Below are 19,957 nucleotides of genomic sequence, written 5' to 3'. Positions count from 1 at the left end.
TTGCTGCGATCCGAGGCGGTCTGCTTCGTCGTGCTTCGCGCAACCGTGATCCAAGAAAAGCCCAAGGGCCAGGGTGCGGTGCTCGACTGTGTAGTACTCCGGCCTACTCATGCACGACGGAGGCAACCCATGTCGGCGATCAACAGCACATCGACGGGCAGCGCGCCCAAGCACAGCATTACCAAGGAGGAGCGCAAGGTCATCTTTGCGTCGTCCCTGGGCACAGTCTTCGAGTGGTACGACTTCTATCTTTACGGTTCGCTGGCGGCGATCATCGCCAAGCACTTCTTCGCCGGTGTCAACGAAACCACGTCGTTCATCTTCGCGCTGCTGGCCTTTGCTGCAGGCTTTGCCGTGCGCCCGTTTGGCGCAATCGTGTTCGGCCGCCTCGGCGACATGATCGGGCGCAAGCACACGTTCCTGATCACCATTGTGATCATGGGGGTGTCTACCGCAGTGGTCGGGCTGTTGCCCAGTTACGCGACCATCGGTGTAGCAGCCCCGGTCATTCTGATTACCTTGCGGCTGTTGCAAGGCCTTGCGCTGGGCGGTGAGTACGGCGGCGCCGCGACATACGTTGCTGAGCACGCACCCAAGGGCAAGCGGGGTTTCTTTACCGCCTGGATCCAGACCACCGCGACCATGGGCCTGTTTCTCTCGCTGCTGGTGATCCTTGCCTGTCGTACGGCGCTGGGTACCGAGGCGTTCGAAGCATGGGGTTGGCGTATACCGTTTCTGCTGTCGATCGTGCTGCTGGCTGTCTCGGTGTACATCCGCCTGCAGCTCAACGAGTCGCCGGTATTCCTCAAGATGAAGGCTGAAGGCAAGCAGTCCAAAGCACCGCTGACCGAATCGTTCGCCCGCTGGGATAATCTGAAGGTGGTGATCATGTCGCTGCTTGGCGGCACTGCGGGGCAGGCGGTGGTGTGGTACACCGGGCAGTTCTACGCGCTGTTCTTCCTGCTGCAGACCCTGAAGATCGACCCGCAGACGGCCAATCTGCTGATTGCTGGCTCGTTGTTGATCGGCACCCCGTTTTTCATCATCTTCGGTAGCCTGTCCGACCGCATCGGCCGCAAGAAAATCATCATGGCCGGTTGCATCATTGCGGCGTTCACCTACTTTCCGATCTTCAAGGCCCTGACTCAATACGGTAATCCGGACGTGTTTGTCGCCCAGGCGCAGAACCCTGTGGTGGTGATTGCCGATCCTGAGCAGTGTTCGTTCCAGTTCGATCCGGTGGGCAAAGCCAAATTCACCAGCTCTTGCGACGTGGCCAAGAGCTTGCTGGCCAAGCGTGCGATTCCCTACCAGAACCAGCACGCCGAACCTGGCAGCCTGACCCAGATCCAGATTGGCGAGCGGCAGGTGCCCAGTTTTGATGGCAGCAGCCTGGCCAGTGCAGAGTTCAAACTCCGCAATGACGCGTTCACCGCCACTCTCGGCGCAGCCTTGAAAGAAGCCGGCTACCCGGAAAAAGCCGACCCGAACAAGATCAACTATCCCATGGTGCTGTTGCTGCTGACGATTCTGGTGATCTACGTGACCATGGTTTACGGGCCGATTGCCGCCTGGCTGGTCGAGCTGTTCCCGGCGCGCATCCGCTACACCTCGATGTCGCTGCCGTATCACATCGGCAACGGCTGGTTCGGTGGTTTTCTGCCGACCGTGGCGTTCGCCATGGTCGCGGCCACGGGCGATATCTACTATGGGCTGTGGTACCCGATCATCATTGCGCTGATGACGGCGGTGTTGGGGATCCTGTTTCTGCCCGAAACCAAGGATCGGGACATTACCTGACGCCCTGGGACTGCCTGCGGGAGCGGCCTCGGCCGGCTCCCGTCGGGCCTCGGTTCAGGCTATGTCAGCGCGTAACGTGAAGGCGTAAGCGGTGTCGACTGGCGCGCGGTCAATGCGCCGCGCAGCAGATTCTAAGATGAACTCGAACGTGGGCTCATACAGGCCATCGCGCAGCACGGCACCGGCCAGTACCTCAACCTGGTACCAGCCGTTTTCCAGCTCGATGATCGGCCGGTTGCGCATTTGATAGCGCGCCAGTAGATCGCCCATGGTCTTGTTGGTGAAATGCTGCAGGATCCGCCAGGTGAACAGCATCACCGCACGATTTTCCACGCGTAACCAATAACCCTCTCGGCGGTGTTTGAGCTGGCTACCTGGCTGGAGCAGGGCGGCGCTGACTTCATCAAGGCTGAAGATAACGGTATAGGGCAGGTTTTCGATGCCGGCCAGAGGCAGCACCACGCCTTCCAGCACTGCCCGATCCCCGCTGTCAGTGTGGGTAAATTCATAGGCAAGGTCGTCGGGCAGGCCGTTTTCTTCCTTGAAACGGGCGAGCAGCTGGATGTCGCCAAGCAGAAAATAATCAATCTGATCGTTGAGCACTTCGTTGAATTCGTAGCGCATGGGCCATTCCTTGCGTTGACGACGCTGGTGCTCAGTGGCGCTGAGCGATCTGGATCAGGTTGCCGCAGGTGTCATCGAACACGGCGACGGTGACCGCGCCGAGGTCGGTAGGTGGTTTGGTGAAGGCGACACCGGCTGCGCAGAGGCGGGTGTACTCAGCCTGGATATCCTTGACCGCAAATGAGGTGGCGGGGATCTGGTCCTGGCGCATGGCGATCTTGTAGGCTTTTGCCGCCGGGTGGTCGTCAGGCTCGAGGAGCAATTCGACGCCGTTGGGAACGTCAGGCGAGGTCAGGGTCAGCCAGCGATGCCGACCCATGGGTACATCTTCTTTGGGGGCAAAACCCAATACGTAGTGATAGAAAGCCAAAGCCTTGGCCTGATCGTCGACAAGAATACTGGTGACCACAATCTTCATGGGGCACATCCCTCTGTGACGCTATTGTTTTTATTCAAGTAAAGACGCTCGGGTGAACTTCACCAGTGCGTCTTTCAAGTAGAGGCAGCGCAGCTTTGCCGAGTTCCCTGGCGGCTGCACAATAGCGTTGCAGTAGCGTCAGCTGGACTGGGCGACGTGCCCGTCCAGCTCGTCGAGGTTGTCTTCTTCGCCAGGCATGGCGGTGATCACACTGAAGTCGCTGATTTCGATCTCGCCTTCGCCGTAGCCCAGCAGGTGGAACGAGAAGGCCTTGCGTACACTCGGGTTATCGAAATCGAACTCCAGAACCATGGGCTCGTCGGCGGTCGCGACCATTTGTTCCGGCAGGCCGACTTGCACGTCCTGTTCGAACTCCTTGGCCTTGAGCTGCAAGTGCGCGACATGGGCCGGGTCCAATGCGCGAACCTCCAGGCGAATGCGCGTGCGCGAACCTTCGGGCATTTCCAGGTACTGCGCGCCGATGAGGTTGTCTGTCCAGTCATTGTCGGCGTGTTTGCCCAAGGCGATGCGGTTGGTACCGCCAAACTGGTAGCGCAGGTTCAGCGGGCTTTGCAGCAGCGAGCGGTCAAGGGTGGTGGCCAGATCGGCCAATTGCTGGCCGACGTCGTCGCTGCTCGGGCCGAGGTATTTGGCCGTGTCGGCAATGAACCCAGTGCTGGCGTAGTTGCGGCAGCGCTGCTGGAAGTCACACTCGGTATAGGTGCCTTGGCCGTTGTGGTAGCGCAGCATGCCGTTGGTGAACGAGATCATCTCGCGACCGCTATCGTACTCGCGGAACAACGAGCGGCCGCCCAGCGCCGCCGGGATCGGCAATTCGAAGTAATCGAGAATCGACGTGGTCAGGTCGACATGCCCATAGGTGCCGTTCTTTATCTGTGGCAGGCTGGCCTGTTCCGGCGCCAGGGTCAGGTTGAAGCCCCAGGAGGAAGCCAGGCGCACACCGTCGATGCCATGGGATTCATCCGAGGTAATCACGACCAGCGTGTCCTTGAGTACGCCCTCGCGCTCCAGCGTATCGAGAAACGCGCCCAGCGCATCGTCCAGATACGCCACTGCCGCCTGCTTCGGGCTGTCGAAGCGCTGCAGGTAGTCCTCAGGTGCTGAGTAGGGCTGATGAGTGCCTACCGTAAGCAGGTTGAGCATCCACGGCTTGTTCTGTTTGCGCAGTTGGTTCAGGTAGGTGTGAGCGCCTTCGAAAAACGCGCGGTCGTCCTTGCCCCAGGGGAACTCCAGATAGTTGGCGTTGCTGAACCACTCCAGCCCATGCACATCTTCGAAGCCAATGTGCGGCATGACCCGGTCCTTGGCCATGAAGCGCAGTCCGGCGCCCTGCAGAAAATGCGTGCTGAAACCCGCTTGACGCAATTGCGCGGGCAGGCAGGCCTGGTTGCGTTGCTCCTGGGTCAGCAGTTCGACACCCTTGGGGGTGCCGTTGGCGAGCTTGTCATAGTCGCCGCAGAGCATCGCGTATAGCCCGCGGATGGTCTGGTGGGTGTGCAGAACGTAATCCGGAGTGTTCATGCCACGCTCGGCCCAGCGGCTGAGGTTGGGCATCAGCTCCTCGTCAAAACGGCTGTGCAAGGCCTTGCGGTTGGCGCGCACGTAAGCGCCGGGAATCCCCTCTAGGGTGATCACCAGGACGTTGCGGGCGCTGCCAGGGCCATCGAGCAGCCGCGGCGCGTTGAGGTCGGACTGGGTCAGACCGGCGCTTTCCAGCACCGGGACCGGCAGATTGTCGCCAAAGTGCTTGTTCGCCTTGCGCTGCAGATCACCCACGCCTGCCGAAAGCAACTGATGGGGCAGGTTGAATTGACGCCACTGGTCAGCGTCGGACGGTAGCAGGTGCTGGCCAGCCCAGTGCGTGCCAAGCAACAGTACTGGCAGCGCCCAGGCTTTGCGCGGCAATGCCTGCGACACGGCGCCGCGCGTCAGCCAGATGCTCGCCAGCCAGGCCACTACGGCTGCCAGCAACACCCAGGGCAGCCAGGCGTGGGCGAGGGCGCCACCGGTGGAGTTTTCCATGAATTGGGGGTCGAACAGATAATTCAGGTCGGCGCTGGCCGGCAGCCTGCCTACCGCGCTGACCAGCTCCGCCGAGGCCACCAGCAGCGCTGCCCAGGCGATCAATACGGGCATCGCCAGCCACCAGGCGCAGCGGTGCAGAGTCAGCACCAGCAGGCTGCCAATGGCCAGATCGGATAAGTAACCAAATGGGTTGGACCAGCCCAACAAAGCGCGCACGCCCAAGGGCATCAGCAAGACCAGTACGGTCAGCGCCCACAACCGTGCGCGGGGGTGGCCGAGTATAATTTTCACCAAAGCGTCCTTCCTGCCATCAAACAGTCACACAAATCTGTTGGATGATAACAGGCGTAGCTCGGCGAGGCCGGATTGGACAAGGCAAGTAACCAAAACGCGGGTCGCCGAAGCGCCCGCGTGTGCTTGCCGGATCAGAAGTAGTAAGGGAATTTCAAGCTGAAGGAAAAGTCTGGCGAGTCGTCGGTCAGGCCGATCGACAGGTTTGGCACGATGGTCAGGTTGTCGGTCGCAGCCAGGGTCATGCCGATGTTGAAGTTGGCAGCGTTGTAGTCGCTGTTGCTGATCGACTGCCAGTCGCCACCGTCAGGCTTGATCTTGCTCTTGCTGGCAAACTGGTCCGACACCGAGAAGGACATACTCATCTTCTCGTTCAGGGCAAAGGCGATACCGGCACCGATCTGCCACGAGTTGCCCAGTTTGACGTCGCCCGGCACCTTGCTGTTGGCCTGGGCACTGATGTCGCTGAACGAGTCTTCCATGTTGTAGGTGTAAGACAAACTACCGAACAGCACCGCCGGGTCGAAGGTCTTGACCAGCGAGATGCCCGGCGTGATCGCCCATACGCCGTTGCCGGTCGGCAGGCTTTCGGGCACCGACAGGTTGTCGTTGGTAGGGTCGTTGACCAGCTTGATGCCGTAGGGATCCTTGCCGGTCGGGGCTTTGACCCGCAGGGTGAATACCGCGTCCGGCCAATCTTCCGATTCATCGAGGAATTTGTAGGCAACGCCGACGTTGACATCACCTATGGTCGGGTCGCGCGTCACGGTGGCATCCGAGGTGACGGGGCCGGCTCCGCCAGCGCCGCCTGAAGAGTAGGTCGACTCGCGGTACACCACAGGCACGTTTATATCGAACTGCCAGCGCTGATCGAGGTTGTAGCGCGCCGTCAGGTCTAGGGTCCAGTTGTCGGCCTTGATCCGGTCCAGGTTGATGTTGCCGAGGAAGATCGAGTCCAGCGCGAGGAAACCATTGAGGGTCAGTGCGCGGGTGTCGTAGTGGGTGTAGGTGATGCCGGTTTCGACGCTGAACTTGCCGCGGCCAAAGAAGCCGCTGGCCTCGTCATACAGGTTGGAAACGCTCTGCGCCGGCTCCGAGTCGTCCTGCAGAGACTGCCCGTACGAGCTACCGGATGCACCTGGCGCGCCGGCGGCCACGCTCTGGCCACCCTTGACCGATTCGGCAGGGGAACGGGTCAGGCGCTTGGGCGGTGGCGCGGCCGGGGGCGCGGCTTCAACCTGACGCACTCGTTGCTCAAGCACCATCAGCGCATTCTGCTGCGCCTCGTAGCGCTGTTTGAGTTCGATCAGTTCTTGTTTGAGCGCTTCGACCTGAGGGTCGGCAGCGGCGTAAAGCAATGTCGCCGGAGTCAGGCTACTCAGACAAACGATAGCTCTGATCGTGGTCAATCGATGCATGGGTTAGCCGTCCCTTCTGACTACATGTGATGAGACAGAGCGTAGATCAGAATCCTAAAGTGCGAATGCCTTTGAGCTGGTCCAGATTACCGTTCATGGCGCCCGCGCCGGCGACGTTGTCACGCAGCACGACATTGAGCGAGGTGATGTTGCGAACCTGGTTGCCAGCGCCGAGCAACGTGGTGTTTTGCATCAGTCCACCTTGGGCCAGGCGTTGCACTGTACTGCCCTGGTTGTTGCCTGCGGCGATGTTCAGCTGAATACCGGAACCGCTTGAAGAAACGCTCAACGAGCCTGCGCCGTTGGCGCCTACCAACTGCGTGCCGGCCGCTAATACCTGGCCTTGGGGTTCGCTGGCAGGAGCCTGGTTGCCGCGGCTGACATTGATATCGACATCGTTGTAGGCGGTGTTGTGATCGCCAGCGGCACGCACTACCTGAGTGACCCCGGTGGTGCTGTTGAGTCCGTTGCCGCCTGTCACGGTGCCAGTGCCAGGGGCTTGCGTCGAAGCTGTGCCGGTGCCTTTTTCGTCAATCAAGGACACATAGAACTGCGGCTTGATGGTGGATTGCTGGATCTGCATCGACGAGCGTGCGCCGATCACCTCGCCTTTGGCGTTCTCCCAGGTGCTGCTCATGACCAGGCCAAAGCTGACAATGCGCCCCGGCAGCACGTAGCGGCCGCGCAGGTTGGCCAGTTCCTGGTCCTTGAGTTCGATCGGTTGCAGTACCTGGGCATGGCTTGGCAGGCTGGCGGCGAGGCAGGTCAGTGCCAGCCACAGTGGAATCTTCATCGCGTGCTCCCGGAGCTTGCTGCCCCTGTTGTTAGTGTTAGAAGAAGTCGCTCTGGATAAAGCCGAAGTCCATCAACTCGGCGTCTTGCAGCGGGGTGAAGCCGTTGACGCGGCTCTTGGCGGTCAAAGGTTGGGGTGGGTCGAGCAGGGCATTGCTCTTGTCGTAGCCCTGGCCAATGATGGCGAAGATGATGCCGTTCCAGCCCTTGATGAAATCTTCGGTCTTGTAGCGTTTGTGGCCCAGGACCGGGTCGCCGATATAGACGAAGCCCTTGTCGACCTTCTGCATCACTACGAAGTGCTTGTAACCGCGGATATCCATCAGCACCACGACCGGGATACGGATGCTGTTGAGGGTGTCGGTGGTGACGCGGTAGCCGCGAGCGCGCATGCCCAGGCTTTCCACATAGCGCTTCATGTCCAGCATCGAGAAGCCTTGCACGCGGACGATGTCCTGATCGGCGTGGGCAAGCATGCCCTCGATGATCTGTTCTTCGTTGACGTCCAGCCAATAGGCCTGGCGCAGAATGGTTGCCAACGCTGCTGCGCCGCAGCTGAAGTCGGTCTTCTGCTGCACCAGGTCAGCGAACTTGCGCTCGCGAACACTTTGAATGGGTTTGTACACCACCGCACCATTGGGCAGCACGGAAAGTGGCATTTGCGCCGCTTCACTCAGGCTGGCCAGGCAAAGCAAACACGCCAGGGCGATAATGCGCATGATCGGGCCTTCTGCTTCGGGTGAGAAAGGCCCCCTTGGCAGGGGGCCTTCGAGGCAACACTCAGAACGAGGTGTTGGAGATTGCCAGCGAGTTGCTTTGCTGGTTGCCGACACCGGATGCGACGTTGACGCCCAGGTTACCGCTGCCGCCGTTGACCGAACCGCTCAGGGTAGCGGTGTTGGTCACAGGGTTGGCCCAGCCGGTAGGAGTCAGGACCTGGAAGGAAACAGTGTTGCTCAGGTCATACGAGTTGGCTTCGCTGTAGCTTTTGGAAATGTCGTTGGAAGACTCGGAAGCCGCCTCGACTGATTTTTCATAGGCAGAAGCAGAAGCGTTCTCGTAGGAAGACTCGCGGGATTTATCGTAGGAAGAATCGCGCGCTTTGTCGTAGGAGTAGTCACGCGACTTGTCATACGAAGAGCCGAAGGATTTTTCGAACGAAGAATCGTAGCTGGTCTGGTGCGAGGTATCGACCGAAGCGTCCAGCGAGGCGTTGAGCGAGCCGCTGGCGGTTTCGCTGCGGGTGCGTTCACGGTCGCCGTTGGTGAAGGTCACCGAACGCGCTGCGTCGGCTGCGGCGGCAAGCGTTGCGCTCAGCGAAGCCGAGCTGCTGCTGTTGGCGTTGCCGCTGGCCGAGCCATTGACATTGGCATTGTTGGAGCCACTGGCGTTGGCGCTGCCCGAGCCGCTGGCTGACCAGCTGTTCGATCCGCTGGCGCTGGAGCTGTGCGAGCCGCTCGACGCGGCGGCGTTGGAGCCGCTCAGGTTGAGGCTCGACGAGGAACTCCGGTCGTCGGTCGAATTGAAGGTGCCTTCGCGTGACGAGGAGCCGCTGGAGGAGGTGGTGAAGCTCAGCGTTTCGACGGTGTAGCTGCGATCTGCACGGTTGTTGACGGTTAGCCCTGGGCCGTTTTGATCGGCGCGGGCAGTGGCGACCGAGTTACCGATAGGCGAGTTGGTATTGGCGATCGCCATGGTGTTTTTCTGTTGGTTGAGGTCGCCGCCGGCAATGTTGATACCGACGTTGCCGCTGGTGCCAGATGCCGAACCGGACATCACCGCGGAGCTCTGGGTCGACCAGTTGTTGACCTTGTTGTTGTTGCTGTATTGCTTGACGTCGGCAGTTGCGGTGGCGGTGCCGAACACGAAGCTGTTGTCCAGGCTGGAATCAGAAGCAGCGTTGGCGATGGCCGCGGCGTTATCCTGTTGGTTGCCGTTACCGGCCGCAACGTTGACGCCGACGTTGCCGCTGGCGCCGGAGCCGGAGCTGCTCATTTCGGCTTCGTTGATGGTGCCTTCATTGTGAATCGTGTTGCCTGTACTGCTTTGGCGGTCGATTGCATTGGCAGTTGCGCTAATAGGGATGATGGTCGTGCGGGGCTGGTTGTTGTTGCCATTGCCATGCCCGTTGCCACGCCGATCATCAGCTTGTACAGCTACAGCCATGATCGCAGCAATTGCGAAAACCAGAGGCTTGATTGCCATCGAAGGTTTCATGGTGATTCTCCGTACTTATTTTAGGTTAAGTGTTGTTCTTACCTGTTTGGGTCAGTCCACGACCCGGACGCTCAGGGTGTTGGCCGTTCGATTTCCTACCCCGGCGCTCTGATTCAACTGAATGACCCCACGGCTGCCGGTGAATGCCTGGTTACCGGTAGTGACCTGGCGACTGCCAAGGTTCGGGTCAGCTGGATCGGAGTTGTTGAGCAGCGCCACGTTCTGTTGCATGAGGACGCTGTCGTCGATGCTTTGCGGCTGGTCACTGATGCTGATGCGCAGCGCATTGGCTTGCTGGTTGCTGGCGCCGCTGCTCTGGTTTACCCCCAGAACACCGTTGCCGTTGGTAAAGGCGTTGCCTTGAATGCTGGCAGTGGCGTCCATGTTGGCGTCTACCGTGGTGTGCAGGCGCTGGCGGATCTGCGTGGTGGCGCTGGCGCCGTGGCCATTGGCAAGGGCGCGGGCGTTGGCTTGCTGGGAAAAATCACCCGCAGCCTGGTTGACCGCCATGTTGCCCTGGTACTGGGCGCCGGAACTGTCGATGCTGGCGTTGTTGACAATGGGTGACTGGGCGAACGCAGGGGCTGTGAGGAGCGTGGCCAGCATCAGCAATGAGCGCTTCATGTCATTGGCCCCCGCCGATGCTTTTCAGTACGCCGAGGCCTTGCTGCACGTTGGAGTTGACCATGTTGGCGATGCCGCTGCCCGAGCCTGTGGAACGTCCGCCGGCCAGATTCGGCAGTTGGTTCTGGGTGCTGATGTTGCCGCCCAGGTTGGTGGTCTGCTGGGTGATCAGCGAACTGATGCCTGCGCCGCTGCTGATCGAGGCGAAGTCGCCATCGCTGAGCTCGTTGGTTTGCCTGAGAATCTGCGCGGAAGGGTTGGTGTTGACGGTGACTGGGCTCGGGTCGGGGATCAGCGGTGCCCGCACTGCATTGCGCGTCTGCACATCGCGGGTGATGACGATCAGCCCATTGTCGGCCTGGGCCGGCAGCGCCAGGCTTGCCCCCAGTGCGCAACCTGCCAGTAACAGGTGAAAGGTGCCTTTATCGAGTGTCGCCACGGTGGCAATTCCTTCTTCGGATCGCTGGCCCTGATCAGCGTTGCGAAGGAGGAGAGCAGGAGCCGTGCCGCTTTTACTAATTGCTTGGGAATCAGACAGCTACGGCCACATGCTGTTTACGCATCGCAGCAGCTGTTTCAGCACTGACACAGTTTCCCGGGCAAACAAGCGACGCATCGGCTCTGGCCATACCTGAACGGCGTTTGGTCGAAGCTGTATCACCAGCGTGACAGCACCGCTGTTTGCGCCGCAGGGCACGTAAACACAGGGACTTGGACCCAGTTCGGTGTGTCAGCGAGTTAACACTCGGTAGCGCAGGCCGGCGATTTGCCATCAAGCAGGCGCTGGACTGCAGCTAAAACCGCAGCGCTGCGTTGCGGCCAGCTGCCGCCGATGATTTGCACCGGTTGCTGGTGGCGTTGCAGCCAGTCCAGGCTGTCTGCAAAAAAGGCCTGACGCTCGTGCAGGTCCGGCTGGCAACGCTGACCATCGGCGACCCAGTCGGCCCCGGCCGGGTCGAGCAGCAGGTGCAGGTCGTAGCGCCGCGCCAACAGCGCCTGTTCGATATCAGGCGGGCAATCGCCGAACAGAGCCTTGCTCCAGAGCATGTTGCTCAGCAGGTGGGTATCGAGGATCAACAGATCAGGCTGGCGGGCCCGCGCGCTGTCTTCCCAGGCGAGCTGCCCACGGGCAATGGCCGGGATGTCGGCGAAGCATGTATCCCGGCCCTGCTCGTCAATGAAGTGGCGGACGTACTCGCCCACCAGTTCGCCGCCGAAGTGTGCCTGGATTTCGCCACTGAGCCAGCTCTTGCCACTGGACTCCGGACCGCACAGCACCAGTACCTTCATGCCTGCACCAGGGCAGGGTCGCGTCGCCACTCGAACCAGCCACGTACGGCGATCAGCGTGAACAGTGCATACAGCGCGGCAGTCAGGTACAGGCCTTTGTACAGGAACAGGCCGACGAAGATCACGTCCAGTACGATCCACAAAGTCCAGCACTGCAGGCGCTTCTGCGCCATCCACAACTGTGCCACCAGGCTGAAGCCGGTCAGCGCTGCGTCGAGCCAGGGCTGCGCTGCATCGGTCCAGTGCGCCATCGCCGCGCCCAGTGCCAGGCTGGCCAGCAGGCCCAGGCCCAGCCCGGTCAGCATCGGGGTGGTCTGCAGGCGCGAGACCTGGCGGGCGTCTTCGCGCTGGCCAGGGCGAGTCCACTGCCACCAGCCATACAGCTGCAACACGGCGTAGATCAGTTGCAGGAGCATGTCCGAGTACAGTTTCACCTCATAGAAGACCCAGCTGTACAGCACCACCATCACCAGCCCGATCGGCCAGCACCAGGGGTTCTGCTTGACCGTGAGCCATACGGCGATGACGCCGAGGGCGGCGGCGAAGAGTTCCAGGCCGGACATCGGCGATCCTTGGGGCAGGGGAAGGGCGCGATTGTAGCCTGTGGGGCGGGGCAGGTGTAGCTGTCTGCGTAAGGCCGCTGGATCAGTCGACAAGAGCTGATCCAGTGGCTCCCGCGGTCAGACCCGGAACTGGCGCAGCAGTTGTTCCAGTTCTTCGCTCAACTGGCCCAGGGCGAGGCCGGCAGCGCTTGACTGGCGGGCCGCCTCGGCGGTTTCCAGCGACAGCCCGGCAGTGTCGGTGACATTGCGGTTGATCTCCTCGACCACGTGCGATTGCTGCAGGGTGGCACTGGCAATCGAGGCGTTGAGCGCAGTCAGGTTGTTCAGCACCTGGCTGATCGCATCCAGGCTGGAACCGGCTTCGCGGGCCTGTGCGACAGTCTGGCGCGAGGCCTCGCTGGAGGTATCGATAGCTTTCACCGCAGCCTCGGACTGGCCTTGCAGGTGCTCGATCATGGTCTGGATTTCAGCGGTCGACTGCGCCGAACGTTGCGCCAGCAAGCGTACTTCGTCCGCCACGACGGCAAAGCCGCGGCCTTGCTCGCCGGCCCGCGCTGCTTCGATGGCAGCGTTGAGGGCCAGCAGGTTGGTCTGCTCGGCAATCGAGCGGATCACCTCCAGTACACCGCCGATTTTGGTGCTGTGCCCGGCCAGTTGGCGAATCACCTGAACGGCCTCGTCGATGGTCAGCGAAAGGCGGTCGATCTGCGCCAGGCTACCGTGGATCGCCTGCTGGCCATGGCTGACCTGCGCTTGCGCGGCGCGCATTTCGCTGGCGGCCTGTTCGGCGTTCTTGGCCACATCCTGCACGGCATAGGTGACTTCGTTGACTGCGGTGGCCACCTGGTCCATCTGCAGCGATTGCTGGGTGCTGCGCAGTTGCGCTTGCCCGGCGTTGTCGCCGACCTGGCCGGCAGACTGGGCAAGGGCATGGGCGGCACCCTGCAATTGGCCAATCACCCCCTGCAACTTGCCGTTGAAGCGGTTGAAGTGCTCGCCCAGGTAGGTGACTTCATCCTTGCCATGGGTATCCAGGCGCTGGGTCAGGTCGCTTTCGCCGCTGGCAATGGTGCCCATCGCCTGTACGGCCTGCTGCAACGGACGGGCAATGCTGCGCGCGATGAGCATCACCAGCAGCGCCATCAGCAAGGCGATGCCCAGGCCGATCAGGCAGGCATCGCGTACCTGGCGGGCGAACTCGGCTTGCACGTCATCGACATAGACGCCGGAGCCGATGATCCAGCCCCACGGCTTGAACAGCTGGATATAGGAGGTTTTCGCCACCGGCTCGCTGGCGCCGGGCTTGGGCCAGCGATAGTCGATCTGCCCGGCGCCCTGACTGCGAGCCACGGTGACCATCTCGTTGAACAGGGCAAACCCGTCCGGGTCGCGAATGGCCGACAGGTCTTGGCCATCGAGCTTGGGGTTGACCGGGTGCATGATCATCCGCGGGCCGAGGTCGTTGATCCAGAAATAGTCCTGCACGTCGTAACGCAGGCCGCGCACCACTTGCAGCGCCTGTTGCTGCGCGGCGTCACGGCTGAGCGTGCCTGCGGCCTCAAGCCCTTGGTAGTAGGCCAGCACCCCGGCTGCGGTCTGTACCACGTGTTCGGTCTTTTCAGCCTTGGCCCGATACAGGTCACCATGGATCTGGCGCAGCATCACCAGGCCCAGCACCACCAGCATTGCCACTGCCACCAGCAGGATCAGCCACAAGCGACGGCTGATCGACATCGACCTCAAGGTCTTCATAACAGGGCACTCCCGGATTGTTCTTGTTATTCAGGGGCATCCAAGCATGCATGGCCTGCGAACCGTACTCGACCAAAGGCCAAGTGCCTGGCGCGGCATTTCATGGTGGATCCAGGCAAGCCTAAAACAGGCTCGTCTGTTAGCATCTCGGCCGCTCAAGATGAAACCTTTAGGCATCTCGAACTTTTCGACTGGCGTAGCGACCAACAGTCGCTGTAAAACTGCCGGGCCGCGACGCGGCCACTATCAGTAAATCAAGAACAACGGCGCTGCAGTCAGCAGTGCCACAGCGGGGGAACAATGGATTTTTGGAGTGCCTTTCAGGCAATCATCTTAGGCATCGTCGAGGGACTGACCGAGTTTCTGCCGATTTCCAGTACCGGCCACCAGATCATTGTCGCCGATCTGATCGACTTTGGCGGCGAGCGGGCGATGGCCTTCAACATCATCATCCAGCTCGGTGCAATCCTGGCGGTGGTGTGGGAGTTTCGCCGCAAGATCATCGAGGTGGTGCTGGGGCTGCGCAGTGAGCCGAGCGCACGGCACTTTACCGTCAACCTGCTGGTAGCGTTCCTGCCGGCAGTGGTGCTTGGGGTGCTGTTCGCCGACTTCATCCACCATCACCTGTTCAACCCGATCACCGTGGCTGCGGCCCTGGTCGTCGGCGGGGTGATCATGCTCTGGGCCGAGCGCCGCGACCACCGCATCGAAGTCGAGCACGTCGACCAGATGAACTGGACCCACGCCTTGAAAATCGGCCTGGTGCAGTGCCTGGCGATGATTCCCGGCACTTCGCGCTCTGGTTCGACCATCATCGGCGGCCTGCTGTTTGGCCTGTCGCGCAAGGCAGCTACCGAGTTCTCGTTCTTCCTGGCCATGCCAACCATGGTCGGCGCTGCGGTGTACTCCGGTTACAAGTACCGCGACCTGTTCCAGCCCGCCGACTTGCCGGTGTTTGCCATTGGCTTTGTGGTGTCGTTCATCTTCGCCATGATTGCCGTGCGTGGGCTGCTCAAGTTCATCGCCAACCACAGTTATGCGGTGTTTGCCTGGTACCGCATCGTGTTCGGCCTGCTGATCCTGGCGACCTGGCAGTTTGGCCTGATCGACTGGGCAACGGCGCAAGGCTGATATGGCCCGCCCGCAACCGGCAACCTCACGCCCGCGCGGCCACGCCCCGGGCGAGGGCGTGCGCAACCTGCGCTTGAAGCTGCTGGCATTGGCTGGGTTGTGTTTGCTGCCGGGACTCGGCGCCGCGCAGATGGCCTGGAACGGGCAGTCATGGCTGCCCTTGGCGCTGTATCCGAGTGTGAGCCTGATCAGCCTGTTGCTGTATTGGCAGGATAAACAACAGGCTCGCAACCAGGCCTGGCGCACGCCAGAAAAGGTCCTGCATGCCAGCGAGCTGCTGGGCGGCTGGCCCGGAGCGTTGCTGGCGCAGCAGCTTTTCCGGCATAAGACGCGCAAGTTGTCGTTTCAGCTGACGTTCTGGGCCATCGTTGCATTGCACCAGCTGTTCTGGCTGGATCAGGTGCTGCTGGGTGGGCGTTGGCTGGCGCTGCTGCCTATATAAGCGGCAGCGTTGCCGCTCAAAGCAACAAACCCGCTTGCAGCCGTTTTGGCAGTTTGCGCACCACCAGCTGGTGCGAGCGCTGCAGCAAGTCAGCCAGCTCCTCGCGCCCCATCGCATAGGGCGCTGCCACGCTGATCCAGCGGGCACGGGCCAGATAGGGCGCAGGCTTCACCCCCGGACGGTCAACGTAGCCGAGAAACAGCTCATCGGCGACCTTGAACGACAGCCCGGCACCGCCCAGATCAAGCACCGCGAACATCTTGTTGCCGGCCACCGAAAACACCCGGATACCGCCCCATTTGTAATCTTCTCGCGCGCCCGGTAAACCCAGGCAGAAGGCTGCTGCTTGTTCGGGGTTCATGCTTGCGTCAGACATACCGCTCTCCACAGGCCTCAAAGGCTGCTGCCAGGTGATCAATCCACACACGCACCGCTGGCAGCATGCCGCGCCGGTGCGGATAAACTGCCTGCAGCCAAGCGCCAGGCAGCGACCATTCCGGGAGCAGCCTGACCAGCTCGCCACGCTCCAGCTCTTCTTCGCAGTACAGGCTTGGCAGGAGTGTGAAGCCCAACCCGGCGAGCACCGCAGCCTTGCGCAGGATGAAGTCATCAATCGCCAGCCGTGGCTCCAGCGCCAGCTCCTGCTCACGGCCATTGGGCCCGAGCAGGCGGATGTGCACCAGCCGGTCCGCTTCGGTCGCGCCGAGGACCGGCAGCGTCGCCAACTGCGCCGGCTCGGTCAGGCCTTCGGCGAACCCTGGGGCGGCCACCAGATGCATCTGTGCCTGACGCAGACGTCGGGTAGCCAGGGCAGGGTCTTCATCGCCCAGATCGCGTACCCGCATGGCGACGTCGATGCCTTCGCCAATCAGGTCCACGCGCCGATTGAGCAGGACCATGTCGAGCTGCACCAGCGGGTATGCCAGCAGAAAGCGATTGATTACCTCCGGCAGGAACGTGTGAGCCAACGCTACCGGGCACGACACCCGTAGCCGCCCGCGCGGTTCGCTGGTCATGCTTGCGACCGCTTCGTCGGCCATCTGCGCCTCGAGCAGCATGGCCTGGCAGTGCTGCAGGTAACGTTCGCCGATCGCCGTCAGCTTCAGCTGGCGGGTGGTGCGTTGCAGCAGGCGCGTGCCGAGGCGCTCTTCCAGCTCGGCGATGCGCCGCGACAGGCGTGACTTGGGTATCCCCAGCTGGCGCCCGGCGGCGGCAAAGCCACCGGCTTCGACCACCCTGGCGAAATAAAACAGGTCGTTAAGATCTTGCATTCACTTAGCCCATTGTTCTACCGATGGGACAATCTAGTGCATTCTTAGCTACTAATCATCTATTCGATAGCTCTGTAGGATTCTCTCCATCGAGATCGCTCCTATCGCGGTCGCCAATCCTGGAGAGTCCCCATGAAACTGTTGCACATCGATTCGAGCATCCTCGGCGACAATTCCGCTTCCCGCCAGCTCAGCCGCGAAGTGGTCCAGGCCTGGCAGGCTGCCGACGCCAGCATCGAAGTGGTGTACCGCGACCTCGCTGCCGACGCCATCAGCCATTTCTCGGCTGCCACCCTGTTGGCTGCAGGCACCGCTGAAGAAGCGCGTGATGCAGCCCAGGCGTTCGAGGCCAGGCTGAGCCAGGAAACCCTGGACGAATTCCTCGCTGCCGACGCGGTAGTGATCGGTGCGCCGATGTACAACTTCAGCGTGCCGACCCAGCTCAAGGCCTGGATCGATCGCGTTGCGGTAGCCGGCAAGACTTTCCGCTACACCGAGGCCGGCCCAGAAGGCCTGTGCGGCAACAAGAAGGTGATCCTGGTGTCGACTGCTGGCGGCCTGCACGCCGGCCAGGCCACTGGCGCTGGTCATGAAGATTTCCTCAAGGTGTTCCTGGGCTTTATCGGTGTCACCGATCTGGAAATCGTCCGCGCCCACGGCTTGGCTTATGGCCCTGAGCAGCGCACTGCAGCCATCGACGCTGCCCAGGCGCAGATCGCCGGCGAGCTGTTCGCAGCCGCCTGATCACGGTTCAACCAGCTGGAAGCGGGCAGGTGGCGGCGAATTTGGCTGTCATCTGCCCGCAATTGTTGTGTGTTTCATCCAGTTTTCATCTGCCCTGAGCCATAGGGCCTTAAGCTGATGTCATCCGCCCATCTGCGGGGGAGACGCCGGTGACCTACCTCTCACGAACGATTGCCGCGCTGGTAGTGCTCACCAGCCTGATTGGCCATGCGAATGCCGCGCCTTGGGTCGCTGGCCTGCACGCTCTGCAACTCACCGATCCGGTGGATGCGCGGCCCATGCACGCCTTGGCTTTCTATCCTGCCAGTGGCGCGACCCACAGTCTGCGTATCGACGGCTATCAGCTGCGCGCTGCCGAGGAAGCGCCGGTGGCGCTTGGGCATTTTCCGCTGTTGGTCATTTCCCACGGCAATACCGGGAGCCCACTGGCGCTGCATGACCTGGCCACAGGCCTTGCCCGCCAGGGCTTTGTGGTCATCGCCTTGACCCACCCTGGTGACAACGCCCGTGATCCGAGCCGGCTGGGTACCCTGAGCAATCTGTACGGGCGCCCGCTGCAGGTCAGCGCGGCGATCACTGCCGCCCGCGCGGATGCGTTGCTGGGCCCCTATCTGGACGACGGCAAGGTCGGCGTGATCGGCTATTCGGCAGGTGGCGAGACCGCGCTGATCCTGTCCGGTGCGAAGCCTGATCTGGAGCGTCTGCAGCGCTATTGCCAGGAGCGGCCGACCGACGCCGATGCCTGTAAAACCCACGGTGTGCTGATTGCCGACCGCAGTGAGCTGGCGCCCCATGCCGACCCGCGCGTCGGCGCTGTGGTGTTGATGGCGCCGCTTAGCCTGATGTTTGGTAGGCATGCTTTGAGCAACGTCCACCTGCCGGTATTGATGTACAGCGGCGACAACGACCAGTTGCTCGCGCTGGAGCACAACGCCGATGCGCTGGCGCGCAAGTTGCCAGTGACACCCGATTACCGCCTGCTGGCCGGCGCCGGGCATTTCGTATTCATGGCGCCTTGCGATGACGAGCAACATGCACGCATGCCGGTGCTCTGCCAGGACGCTGCCGGTATCGACCGGCGCCAGATCCACCGCTCGTTGCAGCGTGAAACGGCTGATTTCTTTACCCAGGCGCTTGGTGCACCAGAACCGGCAGAACGCTCAGCCGCGTTGATTTCGCCGCGCCAGCAGTAGCGTCAGGCCTACTCCTGATAGCGCCAGCAGGGCGGTTACGCAAAAGATCGAGGCGTAACCTAGATGTACGGCGACCGCGCCCATTACCGGGCCGGCAATGGCCAGCGCCAAATCGAAGAACACCGCATAGGCGCCCAGGCCGGCACCACGGCTGCTCGGTGGCACATGCTTGATCGCTTCGACGCCGAGCGCCGGGTACACCAGTGACAGGCCAAAGCCGGTCAGGCCAGCGCCAAGCAGAGCAAATCCCGGTGAGGGGGCCAGCCACAGCAACGTCAAGCCGACCACTTCGGTCGCCATGCAGGTTATCGCCACCGTATAACCGCCAAAGCGGTTGACCGCGTTGACGAACAGCAAGCGCGAAATGATGAAGCACACACCAAAGGCGCTCAGGCACAGCGCAGCGCCGGTCCAGCCGCGTTCGAGGTAGTACAAGGTGACGAAGGTGGTCAGCGTGCCGTAGCCGATCGACGCCAGCATCAGGCTCGTGCCGCACGGCGCCACGCGCACGAACGCTGACCAGAAGCCAAGGCGCTCGCCACGCACTACCACCACATCGGGTCGTTGACGCAGGGCGAACAGGCCAACCACTGCGAGGATCACCAGCAACGGGCCGAGCACGCTGAAGTTAAGCCCATCCACCAGCAGCACGCCGGCGGGTGCACCTATCGCAATGGCACCATACGAAGCAATGCCGTTCCAGGAGATCACCCGTGCGGTGTGCTCGGCACCGACCTGATTGATGCCCCAGCTCAAGGTCGCTACACCGATCAGGCCTTGCGCCAGCCCAAGCAGCACACGGCCGCCGAGCAGCAGCGCCAGGCTTGCTTGCGGCCAAGCCAATGTCCAGGCCGAGAACAGCGTCAGCACTCCGCAACCGATGATCGCCAACAGCCCGTAGCCAATTGCACGCTTGCCGCCCAGGCTATCCGCCACCCGCCCGGCAAACGGGCGGCTGAGCAGCGTGGTCAGGTATTGCAGGCCAATGGTCACCCCGGCGATTACCGCGCCATAGCCGAGTTGGTCATGCACGTGGCCGGGCAGCACCGCGATCGGCAGGCCGATGCAGAGAAAGGTAATGAAGGTGTAGAAAACGATCGCAAGAATCTGGCGGGTGATGGCAAAGCCTTGATCAGGGGAGGGCACTTGTGCAGTCATGGGCTCGTTCGCTGGCGGGCGGTGGGGCGTGCCCCATCATGGCGGTTGCGCGAGGGAAATGAAAGCAGGCTAACGAATTGCCAGTACTACGGCGTGCATTGGCGTGGCCCTGTAAACGACGACGGGGCAAGCCCGCGCCCACATGACCGAATGCTCGGTTCATATGAGCGCAGGCTTGCCCCG

20 protein-coding genes and 1 pseudogene are annotated in these 19,957 nt (G+C 61.8%); 5 read left to right on the top strand and 16 right to left on the bottom strand.

The window, feature by feature from the left end:
• The first annotated feature begins 129 nt into the window (after positions 1–129).
• A complete protein-coding gene (locus AC58X1_RS04095; RefSeq protein WP_497428394.1) occupies positions 130–1,800 on the top strand; it encodes an MFS transporter in 1,671 nt (556 codons plus the stop codon).
• A 54-nt stretch (positions 1,801–1,854) separates the two neighbouring features.
• Here AC58X1_RS04095 and AC58X1_RS04090 read toward each other — a convergent pair whose 3' ends face one another.
• The 13 genes and pseudogenes from AC58X1_RS04090 to AC58X1_RS04030 all read right to left on the bottom strand — a co-directional run.
• Complete coding sequence (locus AC58X1_RS04090) at positions 1,855–2,424, bottom strand: hypothetical protein (RefSeq protein ID WP_188036056.1); 570 nt, start codon at positions 2,422–2,424, stop codon at positions 1,855–1,857.
• A gap of 31 nt (positions 2,425–2,455) precedes the next feature.
• Positions 2,456–2,842: a VOC family protein gene (locus AC58X1_RS04085; protein ID WP_101319692.1), complete on the bottom strand. Its 387-nt coding sequence runs from the start codon at positions 2,840–2,842 to the stop codon at positions 2,456–2,458.
• A 138-nt stretch (positions 2,843–2,980) separates the two neighbouring features.
• A complete protein-coding gene (locus tag AC58X1_RS04080) occupies positions 2,981–5,179 on the bottom strand; it encodes an LTA synthase family protein (protein WP_497428393.1) in 2,199 nt (732 codons plus the stop codon).
• Between the two features lie 134 nt (positions 5,180–5,313).
• Complete coding sequence (gene fapF / locus AC58X1_RS04075) at positions 5,314–6,597, bottom strand: fibril amyloid transporter FapF (protein ID WP_103437478.1); 1,284 nt, start codon at positions 6,595–6,597, stop codon at positions 5,314–5,316.
• A 46-nt stretch (positions 6,598–6,643) separates the two neighbouring features.
• Positions 6,644–7,390, bottom strand: coding sequence for a fibril amyloid subunit FapE (gene fapE, locus AC58X1_RS04070; RefSeq protein WP_101319688.1), 747 nt, complete (start codon positions 7,388–7,390; stop codon positions 6,644–6,646).
• Positions 7,391–7,427: 37 nt separating this feature from the next.
• Complete coding sequence (gene fapD / locus AC58X1_RS04065; RefSeq protein ID WP_150569157.1) at positions 7,428–8,108, bottom strand: fibril amyloid maturation endopeptidase FapD; 681 nt, start codon at positions 8,106–8,108, stop codon at positions 7,428–7,430.
• A 61-nt stretch (positions 8,109–8,169) separates the two neighbouring features.
• The gene (gene fapC, locus AC58X1_RS04060) at positions 8,170–9,606 is read right to left on the bottom strand and encodes an amyloid-like fimbrin subunit FapC (RefSeq protein ID WP_101319684.1); all 1,437 of its coding nucleotides are present in this window, start codon (positions 9,604–9,606) and stop codon (positions 8,170–8,172) included.
• Positions 9,607–9,657: 51 nt separating this feature from the next.
• On the bottom strand, positions 9,658–10,230 hold the full coding sequence (fapB, locus tag AC58X1_RS04055) for a fibril amyloid subunit FapB (protein ID WP_150569159.1): 573 nt from the start codon (positions 10,228–10,230) through the stop codon (positions 9,658–9,660).
• 1 nt (position 10,231) lies between these two features.
• Positions 10,232–10,669 (bottom strand): functional amyloid chaperone FapA, encoded by a 438-nt coding sequence (fapA, locus tag AC58X1_RS04050; RefSeq protein ID WP_101319680.1) that lies wholly within the window; start codon positions 10,667–10,669, stop codon positions 10,232–10,234.
• A gap of 299 nt (positions 10,670–10,968) precedes the next feature.
• The gene (locus tag AC58X1_RS04045) at positions 10,969–11,520 is read right to left on the bottom strand and encodes an AAA family ATPase (protein ID WP_101319678.1); all 552 of its coding nucleotides are present in this window, start codon (positions 11,518–11,520) and stop codon (positions 10,969–10,971) included.
• Positions 11,517–12,083 (bottom strand): nicotinamide riboside transporter PnuC, encoded by a 567-nt coding sequence (gene pnuC / locus AC58X1_RS04040; protein ID WP_181108451.1) that lies wholly within the window; start codon positions 12,081–12,083, stop codon positions 11,517–11,519. Before pnuC ends, AC58X1_RS04045 begins: the two co-directional genes overlap by 4 nt.
• A 117-nt stretch (positions 12,084–12,200) precedes the next feature.
• Positions 12,201–12,935, bottom strand: a complete 735-nt coding sequence (locus AC58X1_RS04035; protein WP_371411612.1) for a methyl-accepting chemotaxis protein — start codon at positions 12,933–12,935, stop codon at positions 12,201–12,203.
• A gap of 138 nt (positions 12,936–13,073) precedes the next feature.
• A pseudogene (locus AC58X1_RS04030) lies at positions 13,074–13,745 on the bottom strand (cache domain-containing protein); the annotation flags it as partial.
• A gap of 390 nt (positions 13,746–14,135) precedes the next feature.
• Between AC58X1_RS04030 and AC58X1_RS04025 the strand changes: the two are divergent.
• Together AC58X1_RS04025 and AC58X1_RS04020 are read left to right on the top strand one after the other, a co-directional pair.
• On the top strand, positions 14,136–14,966 hold the full coding sequence (locus tag AC58X1_RS04025; protein WP_188036052.1) for an undecaprenyl-diphosphate phosphatase: 831 nt from the start codon (positions 14,136–14,138) through the stop codon (positions 14,964–14,966).
• A 1-nt stretch (position 14,967) separates the two neighbouring features.
• Positions 14,968–15,408: a DUF1294 domain-containing protein gene (locus AC58X1_RS04020; protein ID WP_497428392.1), complete on the top strand. Its 441-nt coding sequence runs from the start codon at positions 14,968–14,970 to the stop codon at positions 15,406–15,408.
• Between the two features lie 16 nt (positions 15,409–15,424).
• Here AC58X1_RS04020 and AC58X1_RS04015 read toward each other — a convergent pair whose 3' ends face one another.
• Both AC58X1_RS04015 and AC58X1_RS04010 read right to left on the bottom strand, forming a co-directional pair.
• Positions 15,425–15,769: an MmcQ/YjbR family DNA-binding protein gene (locus tag AC58X1_RS04015; RefSeq protein WP_497428766.1), complete on the bottom strand. Its 345-nt coding sequence runs from the start codon at positions 15,767–15,769 to the stop codon at positions 15,425–15,427.
• A 7-nt stretch (positions 15,770–15,776) separates the two neighbouring features.
• Complete coding sequence (locus AC58X1_RS04010) at positions 15,777–16,679, bottom strand: LysR substrate-binding domain-containing protein (protein ID WP_101319665.1); 903 nt, start codon at positions 16,677–16,679, stop codon at positions 15,777–15,779.
• Positions 16,680–16,811: 132 nt separating this feature from the next.
• On the opposite strand from AC58X1_RS04010, the gene AC58X1_RS04005 reads away from it, so the two are divergent.
• Positions 16,812–17,423 carry an FMN-dependent NADH-azoreductase gene (locus tag AC58X1_RS04005; RefSeq protein WP_150569164.1) on the top strand — a complete coding sequence of 204 codons (612 nt, stop codon included), beginning with the start codon at positions 16,812–16,814 and terminating at the stop codon, positions 17,421–17,423.
• A 149-nt stretch (positions 17,424–17,572) separates the two neighbouring features.
• Positions 17,573–18,616, top strand: coding sequence for an alpha/beta hydrolase family protein (locus AC58X1_RS04000; RefSeq protein WP_497428391.1), 1,044 nt, complete (start codon positions 17,573–17,575; stop codon positions 18,614–18,616).
• Here AC58X1_RS04000 and AC58X1_RS03995 read toward each other — a convergent pair.
• Positions 18,584–19,774 carry an MFS transporter gene (locus AC58X1_RS03995; protein WP_497428390.1) on the bottom strand — a complete coding sequence of 397 codons (1,191 nt, stop codon included), beginning with the start codon at positions 19,772–19,774 and terminating at the stop codon, positions 18,584–18,586. The genes AC58X1_RS04000 and AC58X1_RS03995 overlap by 33 nt on opposite strands.
• Between the last annotated feature and the right edge of the window lie 183 nt (positions 19,775–19,957).

This window comes from Pseudomonas sp. PGPR N4 (assembly GCF_059693665.1).
Note: the sequence above shows the minus strand (reverse complement) of the source record. Positions and strands in the feature narration are given on the sequence as shown.